Source organism: Arsenophonus apicola (genome assembly GCF_020268605.1).
GTDB lineage: Bacteria > Pseudomonadota > Gammaproteobacteria > Enterobacterales > Enterobacteriaceae > Arsenophonus > Arsenophonus apicola.
This window is the reverse complement of sequence record NZ_CP084222.1, coordinates 1,872,674-1,891,142: the sequence shown is the minus strand read 5'-3', so window position 1 is coordinate 1,891,142 and position 18,469 is coordinate 1,872,674. Positions and strand designations below refer to the sequence as shown.

24 protein-coding genes are annotated in these 18,469 nt (G+C 34.7%); 17 read left to right on the top strand and 7 right to left on the bottom strand.

Features of this window, described 5'->3' with window-relative positions; translation table 11 throughout:
* Window positions 1-381 precede the first annotated feature (381 nt).
* The 3 genes from LDL57_RS09030 to pabB form a co-directional block, all read right to left on the bottom strand.
* Complete coding sequence (locus tag LDL57_RS09030; RefSeq protein ID WP_180560751.1) at window positions 382-1,746, bottom strand: L-serine ammonia-lyase; 1,365 nt, start codon at window positions 1,744-1,746, stop codon at window positions 382-384.
* A 168-nt stretch (window positions 1,747-1,914) separates the two neighbouring features.
* Window positions 1,915-2,490: a CoA pyrophosphatase gene (locus tag LDL57_RS09025; protein WP_180560996.1), complete on the bottom strand. Its 576-nt coding sequence runs from the start codon at window positions 2,488-2,490 to the stop codon at window positions 1,915-1,917.
* Window positions 2,490-3,851 (bottom strand): aminodeoxychorismate synthase component 1, encoded by a 1,362-nt coding sequence (gene pabB / locus LDL57_RS09020; RefSeq protein ID WP_180560750.1) that lies wholly within the window; start codon window positions 3,849-3,851, stop codon window positions 2,490-2,492. The genes LDL57_RS09025 and pabB overlap by 1 nt, the downstream gene beginning before the upstream one ends.
* A 124-nt stretch (window positions 3,852-3,975) precedes the next feature.
* On the opposite strand from pabB, the gene LDL57_RS09015 reads away from it, so the two are divergent.
* Window positions 3,976-4,146 (top strand): YoaH family protein, encoded by a 171-nt coding sequence (locus tag LDL57_RS09015; RefSeq protein ID WP_180560749.1) that lies wholly within the window; start codon window positions 3,976-3,978, stop codon window positions 4,144-4,146.
* Window positions 4,147-4,243: 97 nt separating this feature from the next.
* Entirely contained in the window at window positions 4,244-4,621 is a 378-nt protein-coding gene (yebF, locus tag LDL57_RS09010) for a protein YebF (RefSeq protein WP_180560748.1), read from the top strand.
* Between the two features lie 47 nt (window positions 4,622-4,668).
* On the opposite strand, the gene LDL57_RS09005 is transcribed toward yebF, so the two are convergent.
* Window positions 4,669-4,899, bottom strand: a complete 231-nt coding sequence (locus tag LDL57_RS09005; RefSeq protein ID WP_180560747.1) for a DNA polymerase III subunit theta — start codon at window positions 4,897-4,899, stop codon at window positions 4,669-4,671.
* 262 nt (window positions 4,900-5,161) lie between these two features.
* On the opposite strand from LDL57_RS09005, the gene ftnA reads away from it, so the two are divergent.
* A complete protein-coding gene (ftnA, locus tag LDL57_RS09000) occupies window positions 5,162-5,665 on the top strand; it encodes a non-heme ferritin (protein ID WP_180560746.1) in 504 nt (167 codons plus the stop codon).
* A gap of 176 nt (window positions 5,666-5,841) precedes the next feature.
* Complete coding sequence (locus LDL57_RS08995; protein WP_225505480.1) at window positions 5,842-6,192, top strand: YebY family protein; 351 nt, start codon at window positions 5,842-5,844, stop codon at window positions 6,190-6,192.
* A gap of 393 nt (window positions 6,193-6,585) precedes the next feature.
* On the opposite strand, the gene LDL57_RS08990 is transcribed toward LDL57_RS08995, so the two are convergent.
* The gene (locus tag LDL57_RS08990) at window positions 6,586-6,819 is read right to left on the bottom strand and encodes a DUF1480 family protein (protein ID WP_180560744.1); all 234 of its coding nucleotides are present in this window, start codon (window positions 6,817-6,819) and stop codon (window positions 6,586-6,588) included.
* 563 nt (window positions 6,820-7,382) lie between these two features.
* On the opposite strand from LDL57_RS08990, the gene msrC reads away from it, so the two are divergent.
* From msrC to htpX, 4 genes are all read left to right on the top strand, one after another.
* Window positions 7,383-7,880 (top strand): free L-methionine (R)-S-oxide reductase MsrC, encoded by a 498-nt coding sequence (gene msrC / locus LDL57_RS08985; protein WP_180560743.1) that lies wholly within the window; start codon window positions 7,383-7,385, stop codon window positions 7,878-7,880.
* 95 nt (window positions 7,881-7,975) lie between these two features.
* On the top strand, window positions 7,976-8,692 hold the full coding sequence (gene proQ, locus LDL57_RS08980) for an RNA chaperone ProQ (protein ID WP_180560742.1): 717 nt from the start codon (window positions 7,976-7,978) through the stop codon (window positions 8,690-8,692).
* Between the two features lie 19 nt (window positions 8,693-8,711).
* Window positions 8,712-10,754: a carboxy terminal-processing peptidase gene (gene prc / locus LDL57_RS08975; RefSeq protein ID WP_180560741.1), complete on the top strand. Its 2,043-nt coding sequence runs from the start codon at window positions 8,712-8,714 to the stop codon at window positions 10,752-10,754.
* Window positions 10,755-11,434: 680 nt separating this feature from the next.
* Window positions 11,435-12,319 (top strand): protease HtpX, encoded by an 885-nt coding sequence (htpX, locus tag LDL57_RS08970; RefSeq protein ID WP_180560740.1) that lies wholly within the window; start codon window positions 11,435-11,437, stop codon window positions 12,317-12,319.
* Between the two features lie 40 nt (window positions 12,320-12,359).
* Here htpX and LDL57_RS08965 read toward each other — a convergent pair whose 3' ends face one another.
* Window positions 12,360-12,581, bottom strand: a complete 222-nt coding sequence (locus tag LDL57_RS08965) for a DUF2594 family protein (protein WP_180560739.1) — start codon at window positions 12,579-12,581, stop codon at window positions 12,360-12,362.
* Between the two features lie 345 nt (window positions 12,582-12,926).
* Here LDL57_RS08965 and LDL57_RS08960 point away from each other — a divergent pair, with 345 nt between their 5' ends.
* The 4 genes from LDL57_RS08960 to LDL57_RS08945 all read left to right on the top strand — a co-directional run bounded on the left by LDL57_RS08960 (window position 12,927) and on the right by LDL57_RS08945 (window position 15,450).
* Window positions 12,927-13,355 (top strand): universal stress protein, encoded by a 429-nt coding sequence (locus tag LDL57_RS08960; RefSeq protein WP_026821621.1) that lies wholly within the window; start codon window positions 12,927-12,929, stop codon window positions 13,353-13,355.
* A 138-nt stretch (window positions 13,356-13,493) separates the two neighbouring features.
* Window positions 13,494-13,931, top strand: coding sequence for a universal stress protein (locus tag LDL57_RS08955; protein WP_180560738.1), 438 nt, complete (start codon window positions 13,494-13,496; stop codon window positions 13,929-13,931).
* Window positions 13,932-14,185: 254 nt separating this feature from the next.
* Window positions 14,186-14,989, top strand: coding sequence for a threonine/serine exporter family protein (locus LDL57_RS08950; RefSeq protein ID WP_180560737.1), 804 nt, complete (start codon window positions 14,186-14,188; stop codon window positions 14,987-14,989).
* Complete coding sequence (locus tag LDL57_RS08945; protein ID WP_180560736.1) at window positions 14,980-15,450, top strand: threonine/serine exporter; 471 nt, start codon at window positions 14,980-14,982, stop codon at window positions 15,448-15,450. The genes LDL57_RS08950 and LDL57_RS08945 overlap by 10 nt, the downstream gene beginning before the upstream one ends.
* Here the strand turns inward: LDL57_RS08945 and LDL57_RS08940 are convergent.
* Window positions 15,447-15,623, bottom strand: coding sequence for a hypothetical protein (locus tag LDL57_RS08940; protein WP_180560735.1), 177 nt, complete (start codon window positions 15,621-15,623; stop codon window positions 15,447-15,449). The two genes, LDL57_RS08945 and LDL57_RS08940, sit on opposite strands and share 4 nt — an antisense overlap.
* Window positions 15,624-15,839: 216 nt before the next feature.
* On the opposite strand from LDL57_RS08940, the gene LDL57_RS18310 reads away from it, so the two are divergent.
* The 5 genes from LDL57_RS18310 (at window position 15,840) to LDL57_RS08920 (ending at window position 18,336) form a co-directional block, all read left to right on the top strand.
* Window positions 15,840-16,130: an endonuclease gene (locus LDL57_RS18310; RefSeq protein ID WP_304488598.1), complete on the top strand. Its 291-nt coding sequence runs from the start codon at window positions 15,840-15,842 to the stop codon at window positions 16,128-16,130.
* Between the two features lie 54 nt (window positions 16,131-16,184).
* Complete coding sequence (locus LDL57_RS18305) at window positions 16,185-16,502, top strand: endonuclease (RefSeq protein WP_304488597.1); 318 nt, start codon at window positions 16,185-16,187, stop codon at window positions 16,500-16,502.
* Window positions 16,503-16,672: 170 nt separating this feature from the next.
* The gene (locus tag LDL57_RS18300; protein WP_180560734.1) at window positions 16,673-16,849 is read left to right on the top strand and encodes a sunset domain-containing protein; all 177 of its coding nucleotides are present in this window, start codon (window positions 16,673-16,675) and stop codon (window positions 16,847-16,849) included.
* Between the two features lie 456 nt (window positions 16,850-17,305).
* Window positions 17,306-18,097, top strand: coding sequence for a phosphate starvation-inducible protein PhoH (gene phoH / locus LDL57_RS08925; RefSeq protein WP_225505478.1), 792 nt, complete (start codon window positions 17,306-17,308; stop codon window positions 18,095-18,097).
* A gap of 101 nt (window positions 18,098-18,198) precedes the next feature.
* Window positions 18,199-18,336: a hypothetical protein gene (locus tag LDL57_RS08920; protein WP_225505476.1), complete on the top strand. Its 138-nt coding sequence runs from the start codon at window positions 18,199-18,201 to the stop codon at window positions 18,334-18,336.
* The last annotated feature ends 133 nt before the right edge of the window (window positions 18,337-18,469 follow it).

The following is an 18,469-nucleotide window of genomic DNA, read 5'->3' as shown; positions in this document are numbered from 1 at the left end:
GAATACAATCAAATAATCACTAGTATGAATAGTTTTTCATGTTATAAAGTATTAACCATAATTGTAACTAATTAATCATTTTATAGATTATCATTTAAATATAAGAAAAAATATGCCACTGATCAGAAAATTTAAAATACGTATCAATATATTTAGAGAAAGATAAATTTCATCAAACAATTTAATTTTGTTATAGTTGTTATTATCTTGTGTGAAATAATAATAAATTTTAATTAGTAATTCTATGAATATAAACTGTACTTTAATACAGGGGAAGTTTTTTGACTAATTGAATATAAAGATGGGTGATAAATAAAAATAACCCTTTTTATATTAAGGGTTATTAAATGAAAAGGAATATATTTTAAGATGTGTCCTGCATCAATCACAATGTACTTTAATAGCTAAACCTCCACGAGAAGTTTCACGGTATTTAGCGTTCATATCTTTACCTGTTTCGTACATAGTCTCGATAACTTTATCTAAAGAAATGCGTGGTTCACTCGTTCTACGTAGTGCCATTCTTGCCGCATTAATCGCTTTTACTGACGCAATTGCGTTACGTTCAATGCAAGGAACTTGAACTTGTCCTGCAACCGGGTCACAGGTGAGCCCCAAATTATGCTCCATACCAATTTCAGCCGCTATACAGACTTGTTCAGGATTGCCACCCAGTAATTCAGCTAACCCAGCAGCGGCCATTGAGCAGGCGACACCGACTTCCCCTTGGCAGCCGACTTCAGCACCTGATATAGAGGCATTCATCTTGTAAAGAATACCAATCGCTCCTGAAGCTAAAAAGTAACGGCTATAAAGTGCTGGGGTAACAGGTTCAATACAGTGATCATAGTAAGCTAAGACAGCTGGAATTATGCCGCAGGCACCATTAGTTGGTGCTGTTACCACACGACCACCGGCTGCATTTTCTTCGTTAACCGCTAATGCTAACATATTGATCAGATCAACGATCTCCATTGGATCATTAGACAGTTTTTGAGATACCGTTAACATACGATGTAATGCCGGAGCGCGGCGGGGAACGCGAAGAGGGCCGGGTAAAATGCCTTCAGTATTCAGTCCTCGTTCAATGCAGGCCTGCATGGTATGCCAAATATTAGCAAAATAGTGATCAATTTCTTCTTTCGTATGCAGCGCTAATTCATTTTTCATCACAAGATGAGAAACTGATAAACCGGTTTTTTTACAATGAAGTAACAATTCAGTTGCTGAGTTAAAAGAATAAGCTACTGTTTTATTAGTAGAGGTTTGTTGGTCAAAATGTTCTTCATCAACAATGAAGCCCCCACCTATCGAGTAATAAGTTTTACTGAAAATTTTGTTATCATTATTGAAAGCGGTAATGGTCATGCCATTTTCGTGTAATGGTAAATTATTATAATGAAAATTTATTCCGCCTTGACGTGGAAAATCAACATAATGGCTTGTATTTGCTAAAGGTAAACGTTCAGTTTGCTCAACATTAGCAATAAAATCTGCTATTGATTCGATATCAACGGTTGCTGGCAAATTACCCGCCAAACCCATAATAATAGCGATATCAGTATGATGTCCCTTGCCGGTTAATGAAAGGGAGCCATAAATATCAACAGCGATACGCGTGACGAAGGAAAGTAGATTTTTTTCGATCAATTGATCGACAAATTCTTTACCTGCTTTCATTGGTCCAACGGTATGAGAACTGGATGGGCCAATACCTACTTTAAACATATCGAAAACACTGATCACTAAAAACCCCTTGGAAAATAAAAACGATAAAATAATCACTTAATACTAAATGTTATAGTTGTAATATTACTGTATTGTAATGGAGTGCCAGTTTATCGTTTTTTTTGAAATTTACTAGTGCTAGTGAACAAAATGTAAAATAAAAAGACTTTTTATTTTTTGCCGATTTTAAATGAGTTGTAATGCTAACTTATTGAGAATAGCTGCAGTTAAACCCCAAATTAGATATTGCTCATACCGATAAAAAAACAGACGCTTTTTATCGCCGGCATTATTAATCATAATGGAATGATGATGAGTTAAAGAGACGGCATGTTCCAATGGTACTTCAAAGATAGCGGCTACTTCCGCTGGATTTCGGTAATAAGAGACCTTTGCTGATAGTAATCCAACAATAGGCGTTACTAAATAGCCACTGTGGCTTTTTATTGGCTGCATTTTTCCCAGGATTTGCACTTGATCTGGCAAGATATTGATTTCTTCGTAAGTTTCGCGTAATGCTGTTTCAATTAGGCTATGATCATTGCGTTCTCGAGCTCCACCAGGAAAAGAGATTTGACTCGCATGAAGGCGTAAGTTATCCGTTCTTTTGGTAAATAGTAGTGTGGGTTCAGGTTTACAAATAATGGCTAATAGCACGGCCGCACTTTTTTTGGCGCGATCTACATTGATAGATTGGACGGAGCCAATGGGTTCAGGTAATATTAATTGAAATCGGTTAATAAAATTATCTAATGTATTCATTAACATGGATTATTTTCTAATACAGGTAATATTCGACTCAGCTTGTCGAAAGTCTCTTGATACTCTTTTTCAGCTGTACTATCCGCCACAATTCCGCCGCCAGCCCAACAATAAAGGTATTGATTTTCAGTTAATAAAGTACGTATGCTGATATTTGTATCCATCGTACCGCAGAAACTGATATAACCAATCGCTCCACAGTAGCTATGGCGTCGATGAGGTTCAAGCTCATCAATAATTTCCATCGAGCGTATTTTCGGTGCACCGGTAATCGAGCCGCCTGGAAAGCAGGCTCTTAATAGATCAGATGCATGATAGTGAGAGGGTAATTGTGCAATAACAGTGCTGACTAGATGATGAATAGCTGGAAAAGATTCAACAACAAAAAGTTCTGGTACACTGACTGTCCCTGGTATTGCGACTTTACCAATATCATTACGCAATAAATCAACTATCATGACGTTTTCAGCGCGATCTTTGATTGATGATTGTAAACGTTTTATCTGTTCTTGATCTTCTTTAACATCCGTTAATCTGGGTAATGTGCCTTTAATTGGACGAGTTTGAATTGAATCGTCGTGCAGCCAAAGAAAACGCTCAGGGGATACACTCAATACGCAATGTTGTTCTAAACGAATAAAGGCAGAGAAAGGGGCTTGATTATTTTGATTCAGTTTAAGAAAGGCCTCCCATTCATTACCTTGATATTTGGCTTTAAAACGTTGCGCTAAATTAATTTGGTAACAATCACCATTGCGTAAATATTGATGAATTTGGCCAATTTTATAATGATATTGCTGTTCGGACATGTTACTTTGCCATTTTTCACACATTTGAAACTGTTTAGCAGGTATTTTTGTTTGATTTTCTAACCAAGCTAAGCGTTGTTCGACATTTTGATAACTAAGCAAAGTAACTATTTTTTTATGGTGATCAACGATTAATGCCCAAAGATAAACACCGATTGCCATATCGGGAAAGCTTAATTCTTTTTTTGCCTGTTCGGGCAATATTTCGATTCGCCGGCCTAAATCGTAACCCCATATACCTAGAGCACCGCCTTGGAAAGGAAGGTCACTATTCGCTGTGAAAGTGACATTCAAATGTTGCATTTCACCTTTTAATAACTCAAAAGGATCAAGTTCTGAGCTGATTTTTTCATTTTCACGGTTGATTTGCGTGATATTGTCTCTTGTTTCTAAGGTGGTTATTGGATCAGCGACCACAATATCAAAACGGTTATGTGGGTGGTTGGCGTTACCTGAATGTAACAACATCGCCCATGGTTGGTTGGCGATAGCATTAAAATAATTTAAAGCCGCATCTAATGAATAAGGTAATTGAATTTTTTGCAGGCGCATATTTAATTAGGCAACGATAAAGGTTATTAACGAATATACTATCATAAAATAACGTTTTTCATAGGCTAAACTATGCTAATGTTATATTGATAATGATGTTTAAATTAAAAATGAGTAAAAATAAATGTTTTCAAAAATGCCCACGTTAAATCATCAAGAGCAACAAGAAGCGGCTGAGCGCATTCATCAATTGATGGCTGAAGGAATGAGTAGTGGAGAAGCAATTGCTTTGGTCGCAAAGGAAATACGTGCAAAACATGCCACTAAAGAGCAAGTTTATAACGATCTTAAATAAAAAACTTTTTTACGTGATCGCATATTGTTGATGTGAAGGATACGGCTTTACACCACTACTTACACTTACTAATCTTAAAAAATATTTAGGAGTAAATATGAAAGTGATGAATAGGCTTTTTATGTTGCTTGCTATGATATTGTTCACGTTAGTATCTTTTTCAATGACTGCTCAGTCAATTGAAATTAATGAGGTAAGAACGGCTAAATTTATCAGTTGTGATAATTTAAGCCAACAGCAAATTGGCGCAAAAGTGAAAAATGATTTTATTCAAACTCGCTTGCCATACTGGGATGAAGATAAAAAACTACTTGGCCCAAAGGTAGTGGTGTGGATTAATAACAATAGCATTACACCAATTAAAAATGGTTATAAAATCCTTTTGACTGTTCGAGGAGCGAGAAAAGATCTTAACTACCAGGTCATTGTTAATTGCCAAAATGAGACCATTAGTTATCAGATAGATAGTCATTAAAGATTGATAAATTAACAGCAAAAGTTGTCACTATGGTAATGTTTATATTATCCCTTTCGCGGGTCGTAAGGTAATCGATTGAGAGTAAGCGAAATTTTGCGAAATAGAGTAAGTCGCTTACGGAAATGTTCTCGTAAATAAGGAGCTTGCTCTGCTTCAACTTTATCCGCGATAACCGGCATATTATACCTTTCTTTAAAAGCGACACTTGCAGCGGCAAGATCAAGGTTTAATTTTTCCCTCTCCTCTTTTGCTAATTCGGCAAGATTATAACTCATACTCGTATTTCCAACCTCATCAAATCTGACTACTAAATAAATTTTAGTCAACGAGACACGGTTTGTCTTGAATAAATATGTAACTGTTTATTATTACTATAATATTTTAATACTGTTTGTGATCAAAATGAGCGGTTTTAACCTGGTTTTTGATCAAATAACGATTAATTTTAATTTTATTTTTATTACAACACCTTTATTATTCATATTACTGGAGATAATAAAATTGAATTTTTATTTAATAGCATAGGAATTGTGAACAATGTTACAGCAAGAGATGGTTAATAAATTAAATAAACAGCTTAATTTAGAATTTTTTTCAGCTAATTTCTATCTTCAAATGAGCGCATGGTGTAATTATAAAGGTTTTGAGGGTGCTGCGATGTTTTTAAAAGCCCATTCTCAGGAAGAGATGGGGCATATGCAACGGTTATTCAATTATCTTAGTGATACAGGTGAAATGCCGATATTAGGTCAAATTGATGCGCCAACTGGGAAATTTAATTCAATAAAAGAGGTTTTTGAAAAAACTTATCTACATGAACAAAATATTACACATGAAATTAATGCTCTTGTAGATCTTGCATTGGAGATGAAAGACTATTCGACATTTAATTTTTTGCAGTGGTATGTTGCTGAACAGCATGAAGAAGAGAAGTTATTCAAATCAATTTTGGATAAGTTTGAGCTAGTTGGAGAAGATGGTAAGTCACTATTTTTATTAGATAAAGAGTTGAAAGGCATGTCTAACGTTGTGCATGTTTAATTGATAGCTTCCCACTTTGAATACCAGTGGGAAGTTTATTTTCTCTATTAGCATTTTGTTTTAACTTTTTTGATCAATCTAAAAATAAAAAACGGCTATATAAATTATTTTCAATAATATGAATGATATTGTAAGTAATAGTATTTCATGATTATAAATTATAAGGAAATATGGATATGGTAAAGTTTAGTAGATTAGTATTACTATTAACAATAACAGTCTCTTTTCCTGTCATTTCAGCGCCACCAATTGTAACTGTTAGTAAAAAACAGTTTGGTGACAAATGGATTTTTAAACGTGAGGAAGTAATGCTTGAGTGCCGTACTAATGGCGCATTATTTGTTATAAATCCTAGTACATTAATGCAGTATCCTCTCAATAATATAGCGGTAGAGCAGATGAAAAAACGTGAAATTATTGCATCTCCACTTTCAGCTATTTTATTGAAACCCACAAATTTATCACAGCAAAAAATAGATATCACACCAATACTTAAAACCGCGCAAAATCTTTGTAAAACTAATTAAAAATTATTTATTGATTCATAATATCTATCAAAATAGTTTTGGCGGCGATATTATTTAAATAAAGGCTATCCCTAAACTTTAAAAATTTGTTAATTTTTGGTTGCTACCTAAAATTTTAACAAAACATATCGGGTATATTTCGATCTTTATAAAAAGTATGGGTTATTCAAATTTAATTTTCGGCTAGACAAATATTTTGTTCTATAAAAACAATTAATGTTAATTTAATGTAATAAATATGTTTTTGTTGCTGGCTAATTTTGTAACTGACAGCTAGTATTAAATTGCATTTTGTTACGTCTCTATGACACATTTTAGCGCACGGCTCTCTAGAGCCATTTCCCAAGACCGAGTATTGGAATTAGCTCGGTCTCTTTTTTAATACCACTGTGATTAAACTATTCTCATAACCCAATGATGTTTTTTTTTATCATAGTAATGGCGATAGAGAAGAACAGGTTTATTATCTAATGTGGCAGGAATACTCGTATTTTCATCCCAGCCATCAAGTTGCATACAAAATTCAGTATCTGATTCACATGGAATACTGATAGTATTTTCAGCTGCGTCAGACAAGAGTGCATCATCAATAACATAGGTGGAAATTTTTAGTTTTGCCTTTTTCATAAGTGATCCCCACTAATTATTCAAAATGTTAATAAATCGCTATAGGTACTTTAAGCTCTTAGAATAGTATAGATGGAACTCTTTTCCAAAATTATTGCTGCGGTGGTGGCTTAGCGGCTTTTTTTACTATTATTTATTGAAAATTAACAAATTTAAATAATTTTTATATTGATTGAAAATTTGCTTTAGACCAAATAAAAAAGATACCGACTTACAGATAAGTTGCTTTGGGTCAATATTGCTAATGTAAAATAGAATTAGCTCTTAGATTAAGAGGATAAAAGGGATGGCCGAATAATTATCGCTGGTTTTTTTGTTATATGTTATTACTAAAAATGTTTATAATTTTTTTATTGAAACTTTTTTCATAATTAATAATTAGCTAAAATTTGAATTAGTTTTCATTTGTTGTGTGATCTGACCGAGCAATTAAATTACAATAAGTTAAAAAATATCACGATTAATATAGCGAATTGTTAACCTTAAGAGATAAAAACAATTACCATATCGATGATTTTTTATCTGCAAGACGCGTATATGTAAAATTTGACAAACGGAATGTTATGAGAAAAAAAGCCTTTTATCATGATCTTTCATGTGATTTAACTAGCTTAATTGCTGGTGAATATGATTTTATTGCCACACTTGCCAATACCAGTGCTCTACTTTTTGCAAAATTAGATAATATTAATTGGCTAGGGTTTTATCTGAAAAGTCGTGATACGCTTGTGCTTGGGCCTTTTCAGGGTAAAGTTGCATGTGTGCGTATAGCGCAAGGAAAAGGTGTTTGTGGGACTGCTTTTATGGAAAATAAAGTACAGCGTATTGCCGATGTTCATTCTTTTGCCGGCCATATTACTTGCGATAGTTTCAGCCGATCAGAGATAGTTTTGCCGCTGGCAGTCAATGGACAGTTAATTGGGGTATTAGATATTGATAGTCCTATTTTTAATCGTTTTGATGAAGAGGATGAAAATGGTCTAAGAGCCTTAGTTGTAATACTTTGTAACTACATGAAAGCGTGTGTTATAGCAAAATATCCACAAATTAATGTAATTTAACAGTTGGTTTGCGTGGCAATTGTCTGCAACGCTATTATAATATCGCCTGTTCATGCCTGCGTTGGTTGGCAAAACCGTTGTAATCAGGAAATTTCATGGAAAATCAACCTAAGTTGAATAGTAGTAAAGAAATAATTGCTTTTTTGGCTAAGCGTTTTCCTCACTGCTTTATTGCTGAAGGTGAGGCTCGTCCACTGAAGATTGGAATCTTTCAGGATATTGTGGCGAGACTGACCGAAGAGGATGGCATCAGTAAAACTCAATTGCGATCTGCTTTGCGGATGTATACTTCTAGTTGGCGTTATCTATATGGCGTTAAAGAAGGTGCTAAACGTGTTGATTTAGATGGCAACGATTGTGGTGATCTGGAATCAGAACATGTGGAGTACGCCCGTCAACAGCTGATAGAAGCGAAGGCTCGTATTCAGGCTCAACGTACAGAGCAAAAATTAAGAAAACGGGAATTACAACAGAAAGCACAGAATACAGAGAACGAAAAAGCCTTACCGGCAACTTCAAGCAAAAGAAATGAGGCCTCGCGCTCAACGACTAAGGAAATAAATAAAAAAAATAAACATTCTTCTTACTCTAAAAATCAAGCTAAAAAAGCCCATAATAGTAAAATGGCCAATCTAACCAAATTACAGTCGGTAACGGATATTTCTACATTAAAAGTTGGTCAAGCTTTAAAGGTTATGGTTGGCCAAAGTATTGTAGATGCATCAGTGCTTGAGATAGCTAAGGATGGGGTTCGGGTACAATTGACCACAGGACTGGCAATGATTGTACGCGCTGAGCATTTAAAGTTCTGATACGGAGGCCAATCACTGCATGAATAATTATATTAAACTGGCTTTTGTGTTTGGTATAACTACACTGGCTACTTCATTCGCAGATACTGTAGCGCCTCCAACACTATTAACAGCTCAGAAGCTTCCTCAGCTTCACCAGGAACGTCAGCATGCCATTATTAGCGAAAGAGTTGTTTCACGCTTTACGCGTTCTCACTATCGTCAATTTGATTTGGATGAAAACTTTTCTAGCAAGATTTTTGATCGCTATTTAAATCTGTTGGATTATAGCCACAATGTTTTTTTACAATCGGATATTGATAAATTTGCTAGTGAAAAAAGCAAAGTAGGACAACAGCTTGAAACCGGTCATTTGAATGAGCTATATGCGATATTTAATTTAGCACAACAGCGGCGTTATGAACGTTTTCAATACGCTTTATCACGGCTTAATATGCCGCTAGATTTTGCTAGTAACGATGTCATTGAAGTTGATAGAAGTAAAGCGCCTTGGCCTAAAACCATTGAGGAGCTAAATAGACTGTGGGACGCGAAGGTTAAGTTTGATTGGTTGAATCTGAAACTGTCAGGTAAAAATGACAAAGAAATTAAGCCAATATTAACCAAACGCTATAATTTTGCACTAAAACGTCTAGCACAAACGCAAAGTGAAGATGTTTTTCAGTTGATTATGAATGCTTTTGCACGAGAAATAGATCCGCATACTAACTATCTCTCTCCCCGCAATACGGAACAGTTCAACTCAGAGATGAGTTTATCATTAGAAGGGATAGGCGCAGTACTTCGGCAAGATGAAGATTATATTATTATCAACTCCATGGTGGCAGGTGGCCCGGCAGCAAAAAGTAAATTATTAAAGGTTGGTGATAAGATTATTGGTGTAGGCCAAACGGGTAAGGCGATGACAGATGTTGTTGGCTGGCGACTGGATGATGTTGTTGCTCTAATCAAAGGCCCTAAAGGCAGTAAGGTACGTCTTGAAGTAATTTCAGATTCAAAAGGTGCCAAGCCACATACCGTGACATTAATTCGTGAGCATATTCGACTGGAAGATAGAGCAGTGAAACTCACGATCAAAAATGTTGGTAAGAAAAAAGTAGGTGTACTTGATATTCCCGGTTTTTACGTTGGATTAACCAATGATGTTAAAGCACAGTTACAAAAAATGACTAAAAGTCATGTCGTGGCACTTGTAATTGATTTACGAGGTAATGGCGGTGGTGCTTTAACCGAAGCAGTATCATTATCGGGTTTATTTATCCCAAGTGGTCCAATTGTTCAGGTGCGTGATAACAACGGCAAAATTCGTCAGGATATGGATGATGATGATGTTGTTTATTATAAGGGCCCACTTACAGTATTAATTGATCGCTTTAGTGCTTCAGCGTCAGAAATTTTCGCTGCGGCGATGCAAGATTATGGTCGCGCATTAATTGTTGGAGAATCATCCTTTGGTAAGGGAACTGTTCAACAATACCATCCTTTGAGTCGTGTTTATGATCACATGTTACGCCCAGATTGGCCTGCTCTAGGCTCTGTCCAATACACTATTCAAAAGTTTTATCGTATCAATGGTGGAAGTACTCAGCGCAAAGGTGTAACACCGGATATTATTATGCCAACAGGTATAGATCCAGCTGAGACAGGTGAAAGTTTTGAGGATAATGCCTTACCTTGGGATAGTATTGCACCTGCTAGCTATAGTGTTATTGGTAATATTAGCCAATATGTGGCTAATTTGATTGCTAATCATAAGGAACGTATAGCGAAAAATCCTGAGTTTAAATATATTGAGGAAGATATTGCCCGCTATAGTGCAATGAAAGCCAATAAAAATATTATTTCGCTTAATTATGTTAAGCGAGAAAAGGAAAATAAAGAAGTTGACGCTATTAAATTACGTCGTGTTAATGAACGTTTTGCTAGAGAAGGTAAAGCATCATTAAAAACGATAGATGATTTACCTAAAAATTATGAATTGCCTGATCCATACCTTGATGAAACGGTGAAAATTGCCGTAGATCTTGCCGATTTGGAAGTACAGCATCAGGCTAAACAATAATTAAAATTCACTTATAAACAAAAACCGGCTTTTGCTGGTTTTTTTGTATATAGAGTTTTGTTAATATTTAATGAAAATTTTTTACATCAATTCAAGGTTCATTATTTTATAATTTAACCTGGAAGTTCCTCTCTTTTTAAGCGATAACAATGTTATCTGTGCTATAGCTAAAATACGGCTATTTAAAGAGATATTAAGTTTATAATTTATTGCTGCTTGAACTACCTATTTTTATTTTATTCTTATATATAATCAGGTCTATTGTATAAGAATGTTTGATTTTTTTAGTGTTTTATTAATAATTTATTATTAATTTAATAACTCTTGCATAAAATATGACTATTATATTTTTTTGCTGAGCAGTAAGTTTTTTTGCGCATAATCAAACAAATAATTTTAACTCAATAAGCAAAAAATGAAGCCATAATTGACCCGCTTGCGGTTATTTTGTATAGTTTTTAACTATAGTAGTTTTATTGAAAACAATAAGTTATATCAACAAGTTGTTATTTTACCATCAATAAAAATGCAAGCTTATGCTGGCTTTTTTGTAAAAATGTAAAGTTGCGTGATTTTTTCATATCTGCACAACAAAGGGCTTGAAAAATAGTTAAAAAACATTATTTATATTACTAATTTAATGTTAATCGTTATTAATTAATTAAAGGAAAGCAATTTTTATGATGCGAATCGCCTTGTTTTTACTTACAAACTTGGCAGTCATGTTTGTATTTGGGATTATTTTAAGTTTGACTGGTATCCAGGGACAAAGCGTTCCCGGGCTAATGATTATGGCTGGTCTTTTTGGTTTTGGTGGCTCATTTATCTCATTATTAATGTCAAAATGGATGGCATTGCGTTCTGTTGGAGGGCAAGTGATTGAAAGTCCGACAACAGAAACGGAACATTGGTTGTTAAATACCGTCAAGCGTCAGGCTGATCAGGCGGGTGTTAAGATGCCAGAAGTTGCTATCTATCAGGCCCCCGATATTAATGCTTTTGCTACTGGAGCTCGTCGTGATGCGTCATTGGTTGCTGTTAGTACTGGTTTACTAGAAAATATGGATCGTCATGAAGCCGAAGCGGTTATTGCTCATGAGATCAGTCATATTGCTAATGGTGATATGGTAACAATGACTTTATTACAAGGGGTAGTAAATACTTTTGTCATTTTTATTTCACGCATTATCGCTCAGCTGGCGTCTGGATTTTTGTCAAATAACAATAATGACAGCGAAAGTAGCCAGGGCAACCCAATGATTTACTTTGCAGTATCAATGGTGTTAGAAATTGTATTTGGTATTTTGGCCAGTATTATTACTATGTGGTTCTCGCGTTATCGTGAATTCCGCGCAGATGCTGGTTCGGCTCATTTAGTGGGTAAAGAAAAAATGATTGCTGCGCTACAGCGTCTAAAAACAAGTTATGAACCGCAGGAAGCTGGCAGTATGATGGCTTTTTGTATTAACGGCCGTTCTAAGTCTTTTAGTGAGTTGTTTTTATCTCATCCCCCTCTCGATAAACGCATTGAAGCTTTACGTATGGGCACTTATCTTAATCGATAACACCCTAGCTAATCCCACCAAATGAGGTGGGATTTTTTTATTAACTACGATAGGCAGTTTTGATTTGTTCGATTATTCTTTTAAAAACTTCGGCTTGTTTAGGATCCTGCATAGTAAGCATTTCTTTTTCCATACTGAGTATAGCTCTTCCCGCATCAGCTTGATTTAGTGCTTTTAATATATAGGTTATAAAAGTTTTCAAGCAACCAATTTCAGTAGCAATGGTTTCCGTATCAGGAGTACTCGAACAATCATTTGTCATTTTTTTGCCTCAATCAATTAAAAATAAAGCAATAGTTACTATGGCGTATTTTACACAGTTGTGGAATTTAATATAAGACTTTATACAAATTTTTTAATTTAAAAAATCTATTTAATATAATATTAACTATTTGATTTTTGTTTTTATAATATTTCTTTATCGCTTCTGTTTTGCAGCTATAAATGGCGAAGAAAAGGAATAAAAACAGGATTGCTGATAAGTGCGGAAGTTATTGCAGTTTAGGTAAAAATATTTAATTTATCTACGTAAAGATATTCACAATTATTTTATCACTTTTATCTTATACTTTAAAAGTTGGAATAAAACATTTAGATGGAGGTGTGTATGTATAAGGTTATTTTAGTAGCTGTTGATATTGCACAAGAAGAATTAACAAGTAAAGCTATACGACAGGCAGTACAGTTTGCAAAAGTTTCAGGAGCTAAACTCAATTTTATTCATGTATTGCCTATTTCATCGGCGATTATAAATGCTTATGCATTGGGATATATGGAAATAAAGGATCGGGCCACATTAAAAGCAGAAGATGATATGCAAAATCTACTTGAACCCATCGATTTACCCGCGGATCGCCTGGGTTATACCATTGCTTTTGGCTCACCGCGTGATGAAATTGTCAGTCGAGCAGAAGAAATTAACGCTGATATCATCATTCTTGGTTCAAGAAGCCCTAACATAACAACTCATCTTTTAGGTTCGACGGCGGCAGGTGTGGTACGTTATGCAAAAACATCTGTATTAGTGGTGAGATAAAAATTAATAATCAAAATTAAAAGTTTAATTATTTATTATTTTAACGGCTAGTTTAATCAATTTATTGCTTTAGTAGGGTATTTTATATTGATAAGTAAGGAAATTAAGATTTAATGCTTACCGTTTTAAGGAGTAAATATGTATAAAATCATTCTTGTTCCAATTGATATTTCAGAAAAGGAACTAATAAAAAAAGCACTTAAACATGCACTATATATTGCTAAATTATCTGATGCTAAATTGCATTTTTTTCATGTTGCCCCTGATATGTCCCGTTATTCAATGAGTTATAGTTATCACTATGATTTATTAGCTAATTTTGCCAAAAAGACGATTGAAAGTTCAGAAAAACAATTAGAAAAAATAGTCAAACATATTGATTATCCTAAAGAAAAAATTTCTTATTCTGTGGAAATGGGCTCACCTAGAGATAAGGTTTTATCAGAAGCAGAAAAAATTGGCGCCGATTTGATAATAGTTGGCTCCCGCCGACCCAATATTGCCACCCATTTGCTAGGTTCGAATGCTTCAGCTATTGTTTCTAATGCCCCGATTTCGATATTGATAGTTCGGTAGTTAATATTATTTTAATGCAAAAATTTAGTTAATTTTCCTGTTTTCAGGTTGGGTTAATCATATGATTTTATTTTAATCATATTAAATGAAAGAAATCGCCTTAATTATTAGTCGTTGTAAATTAGATTATTGACGGAAAAGTATGACTAATTTTGATCTAAAGAGAGGGTTATTAATCATGTTGTCTGATATGGTCAACAACTTGATTCGCTATCAATTACTATCAATAAAATTTTGTAGGTATAGGCCAAAAAATGGAATATGTTGCATCTAATTTTCATACTGAAACTGAAACTGAAAGGCAAAGAAAAATTACTCGCTTATGTATTCAATGTGCTCAGTTGCTTTTTCAACACGGCGCTGAAAGTATGTTAGTGGAGCAATTATCAACTCGATTAGGTATTGCTTTAGGGATGGATCAAGTTGATAGCGCGATTTCTTCTAATGCCATTGTATTAACAACCGTTATTAACGGTCGTTGTATGACGTCTACCCGCAAAAATATTGATCATGGCATAAATATGCATGTAGTGACTAAGGTTCAGCACACGGTGATATTGGCTGAATATAAATTATTAGATAGCGATAAGGTTCAACAACGCCTGGCCGAAATAAAACCACTACGTTATCCTCGTTGGTTACTGGTTTTTATGATTGGATTATCTTGTGGCTGTTTTTGTAAGCTAAATGGCGGCGGCTGGGATGGTTGCTTGGTCACTTTTATTGCCAGTAGTTGTGCAATGTATATTCGACAAATTCTTACAGCCCAATATATGAATCCATTGATTAATTTTTGTATAACCGCCTTTGTGGCTACCACCGTATCTGGTTTTGTATTAAAGATCCCTTATTTTTCTAATGCATCGACGGTTTCTATGGCAGCCAGTGTGTTACTGTTAGTTCCTGGATTTCCATTAATTAATTCTGTGGCAGATATGTTTAAAGGCCATATCAATACTGGATTAGCGCGTTGGGCAATGGCAAGTTTGCTGACATTAGCGACTTGTATTGGTATAACCATGGCGATGGCTGTTTGGGGATTAAGAAATTGGGCATAATATTTTTATTAACCTTAATTGAAAAAATGTTATTAGCTGCAATACCAGCAGCTGGTTTTGCCATGGTCTTTAATGTACCAGTACGGGCGTTAAAATATTGTGCTTTACTTGGCGCTACAGGTTATGGTTTTCGTATGATACTAATGGAAATGGGCTTTAGTATTGAATGGGCAAGTTTTTGCGCTGCAATTTTAATTGGTATCATTGGTATTCAATGGTCACGCTGGTGGTTAGCACATCCAAAAGTGTTTACCGTTGCGGCGATTATTCCGATGTTCCCAGGGATAAGTGCTTATATTGCGATGATATCGTTAGTAAAAATTGCTCATTTGGGTTATAACGCTGAGTTACTTGAGACATTAGTAACACATTTTATTAAAACCTTATTTATAGTCGGCGCTTTATCTGTTGGTTTATCTATTCCTGGGTTATGGTTATATCGTAAGCGTCCACGAGTTTAGTTTTGTACTGAATTTAAGGTAATATCAAATTGTTGCTTACCTGATATTATGATTTTAATATTTAGTTCATCTGCTGAAAATTTAGTCATAATCACTTTAGCATCTTTTTCTTGAGCATGTTTTTTAGTCACATCAATTAATTCTTCTTTTAAGAGTTTTATTAATGTATACATTTTATTTTCTAAATGAAAATTAAATTTTATTTTTGTGTAATGTATTTTAAAGTGTTAATTATATTTTTATACAAAAAAAGATATTCTTTTTATAGATATTCATCATATAAAATAAGAAAATAAAATTAAATTTTTTCATGCAGTTGCGCTAATAATGAAAAAATTATATGCCTAAAATGTTCAATTTATATATTAATTTTAACCAGGATGTTAATTTTGAATTTAATCCATTCTTTAGCGGTAATCATTACCGTGACAGTAGTTTTTTGTGCACCATTTAATTTATCAGCGACACCCACTAGTTTTGACGAAGCAAAAAAAATTGCCCGTAATGAAGTTTACTTTGATCAAGCTGCTGGAAATCAAGGCACGCTTTATTGCGGATGCCGATGGCAATGGATGGGAAAAAGTGGTGGTAGGGTAGATTTAACTAGCTGTGGTTACCAAGTCAGAAAACAGATAAATAGAGCTCAGCGGATAGAGTGGGAACATATTGTGCCGGCATGAGTATTTGGTCATCAACGCCAATGTTGGCAAAATGGCGGGCGAAAGAATTGTGTAATGACAGATCCGGTTTTTCGCGCCATGGAAGCCGATCTGTATAACATTGCACCTTCAATTGGTGAAGTCAATGGTGATAGAAGTAACTTTAATTATGGTCAACTCCCATCTTCAGTGTTAACTTCTTATGGTCAATGTCAAAGTCGGGTGGACTTTAAAAACCGTATTTTTGAGCCCAGAAATGAAGTAAAAGGCCAAGTTGCCCGGGTTATGTTTTATATGTATGACCGATATAATCTCAATATGTCAAAGCAACAACAACAGCTATTAATTGCCTGGGATCGACAATATCCAGTTAATGGTTGGGAAAAGTTGTAAAATGAGCGCATTGGTAAAATTACCGGCCACTATAACCCGTTTGTAACCGGTGAATTAACCTGGCAATTAGGCCATAAAAATCAGGCCATAAAAATCAGGCAGCCGGTCTATTAGCGATCACCGCTGAAACAGACAACAAAGTAGATAAAATAAAACCTAATATTTCCGATATGGCGAACAATTATCTTACCTCGGTAATTAAAGGTAACCAAATCAGTCAAATATATCACTTTTCTCATTGTCAGGGATACAAGGTTTTATCAGCAAAAAATAGTATTGTTTTCGAAAATGAGCAGGCAGCGATTGCTGCGGGTTATCGGTTAGCAAAAAATTGCCAGCGGCAATAAAAAACATTTATTATCAAATAAATAGCATATTATCACGCTAGTCTTATTAACTCGGCTATGAATAGATTATCAAGTGACTGGAGGCGATTGTTTGCGTAATAAAGTTGACAGGCAAGCAATAATCTACAATATTTTTTGTATCAGAGATGTTAAATTATTTTTTATAATCAATTAATGAATATAAAATAATATTAAGTTGTTGAAGATGTTTTATAGTCGTAGTTCTGTGTTTGATGATGTTCAACATAGGGGATATAGATGATAAAATGTTTAAAAAATACTCTTCAGACGTCAACCGGTTATAAGTTATCCATAACATGCAAAATGGAGAAATTTGTAACCGGTTTTTTCATGCACATCATAAAATTGGAGTCAATTTTCTGTTTTAAATAGCTTTTTTGTGTAGATATTCAAATATTATTACCATCGAAATATAGACTATCGAAAGGTAACACTATGAGTAGACAGAAAGCTGCAACAAGAGCACGCCGAGAATTAAGAAGATCTTTAAGAAAAGAAAGCCGTTCGTCTCGTTTAAAAGAGATCAACAATGTGGCATCTTTTGCTGATTTTACAGGTATTGAAACCATTGGTATGGCATGTGAAACTCGTGATCGTTCTCCCATTATGCCTCGCAGTGAAGCACAAAGAAAATATATTGAAGCGATTAAGTGGCAAAAATTGATTTTGGCAAATGGTGAAGCAGGATGTGGTAAAACGTTCATTAGTTCTGCAATGGCTGCTGATGCCCTTATTAATAAAGAAATTAATAAAATTATCGTAACTCGTCCGGTTCTACAAGCAGAGGAGGATTTGGGTTTCTTACCAGGTGATATGGCAGAGAAATTCGCGCCTTTCTTTCGGCCGGTATATGATATTTTAGCCAAAAGATTGGGTCACTCTTTTCTCCAGTACTGCCTACGGCCTGAGATAGGTAAAGTAGAAATCGCGCCTTTTGCTTACATGCGTGGTCGAACCTTTGAAAACGCCTTTGTGATCCTGGATGAAGCGCAGAATGTGACTGCCAATCAGATGAAAATGTTTTTAACTCGCTTAGGAGAAAATGTAACTGTAGTTGTCAATGGTGATGTTTCCCAATGTGATTTACCGTTAGGGATCATTTCTGGTCTGGAAGATGCGTTACGACGTTTTAATTGCGACGATTTGGTTTCTGTCGTGACATTTACCATTGGCGATTGTGTCCGCTCTGAGCTCTGCCATAAAGCCTTATTAGCCTATGAACTGTAATTAATCGATTGTTTATTTGCATAGCGCCCAGACAATCTGGGCGCTATTTGTTTTTGCCTAGCAAACAAAACTATTTAATCTATTCTAGATATGCCCATCTGATGGCCATATTATCAGTAAATAGTAAAGTAGGTTTTTTGCTTTATGCTGTGGTGAATAGCAGTAAACAAAGCAATAACGCAATAACGCAATATAGTGTTCAACATATTGCTCAGGCTTTTGTCACAGCAAGTCGTTAACTGAATTTAATTAACATCAATAATCCTATCAAAGATAGTGGTAATTTAATCACTGGCTTTTATTTATTAAATATAAAATTATAAAAATTGTATTTAATTTTAGGAATAAAAACAAAATAGCATCACTTAAATT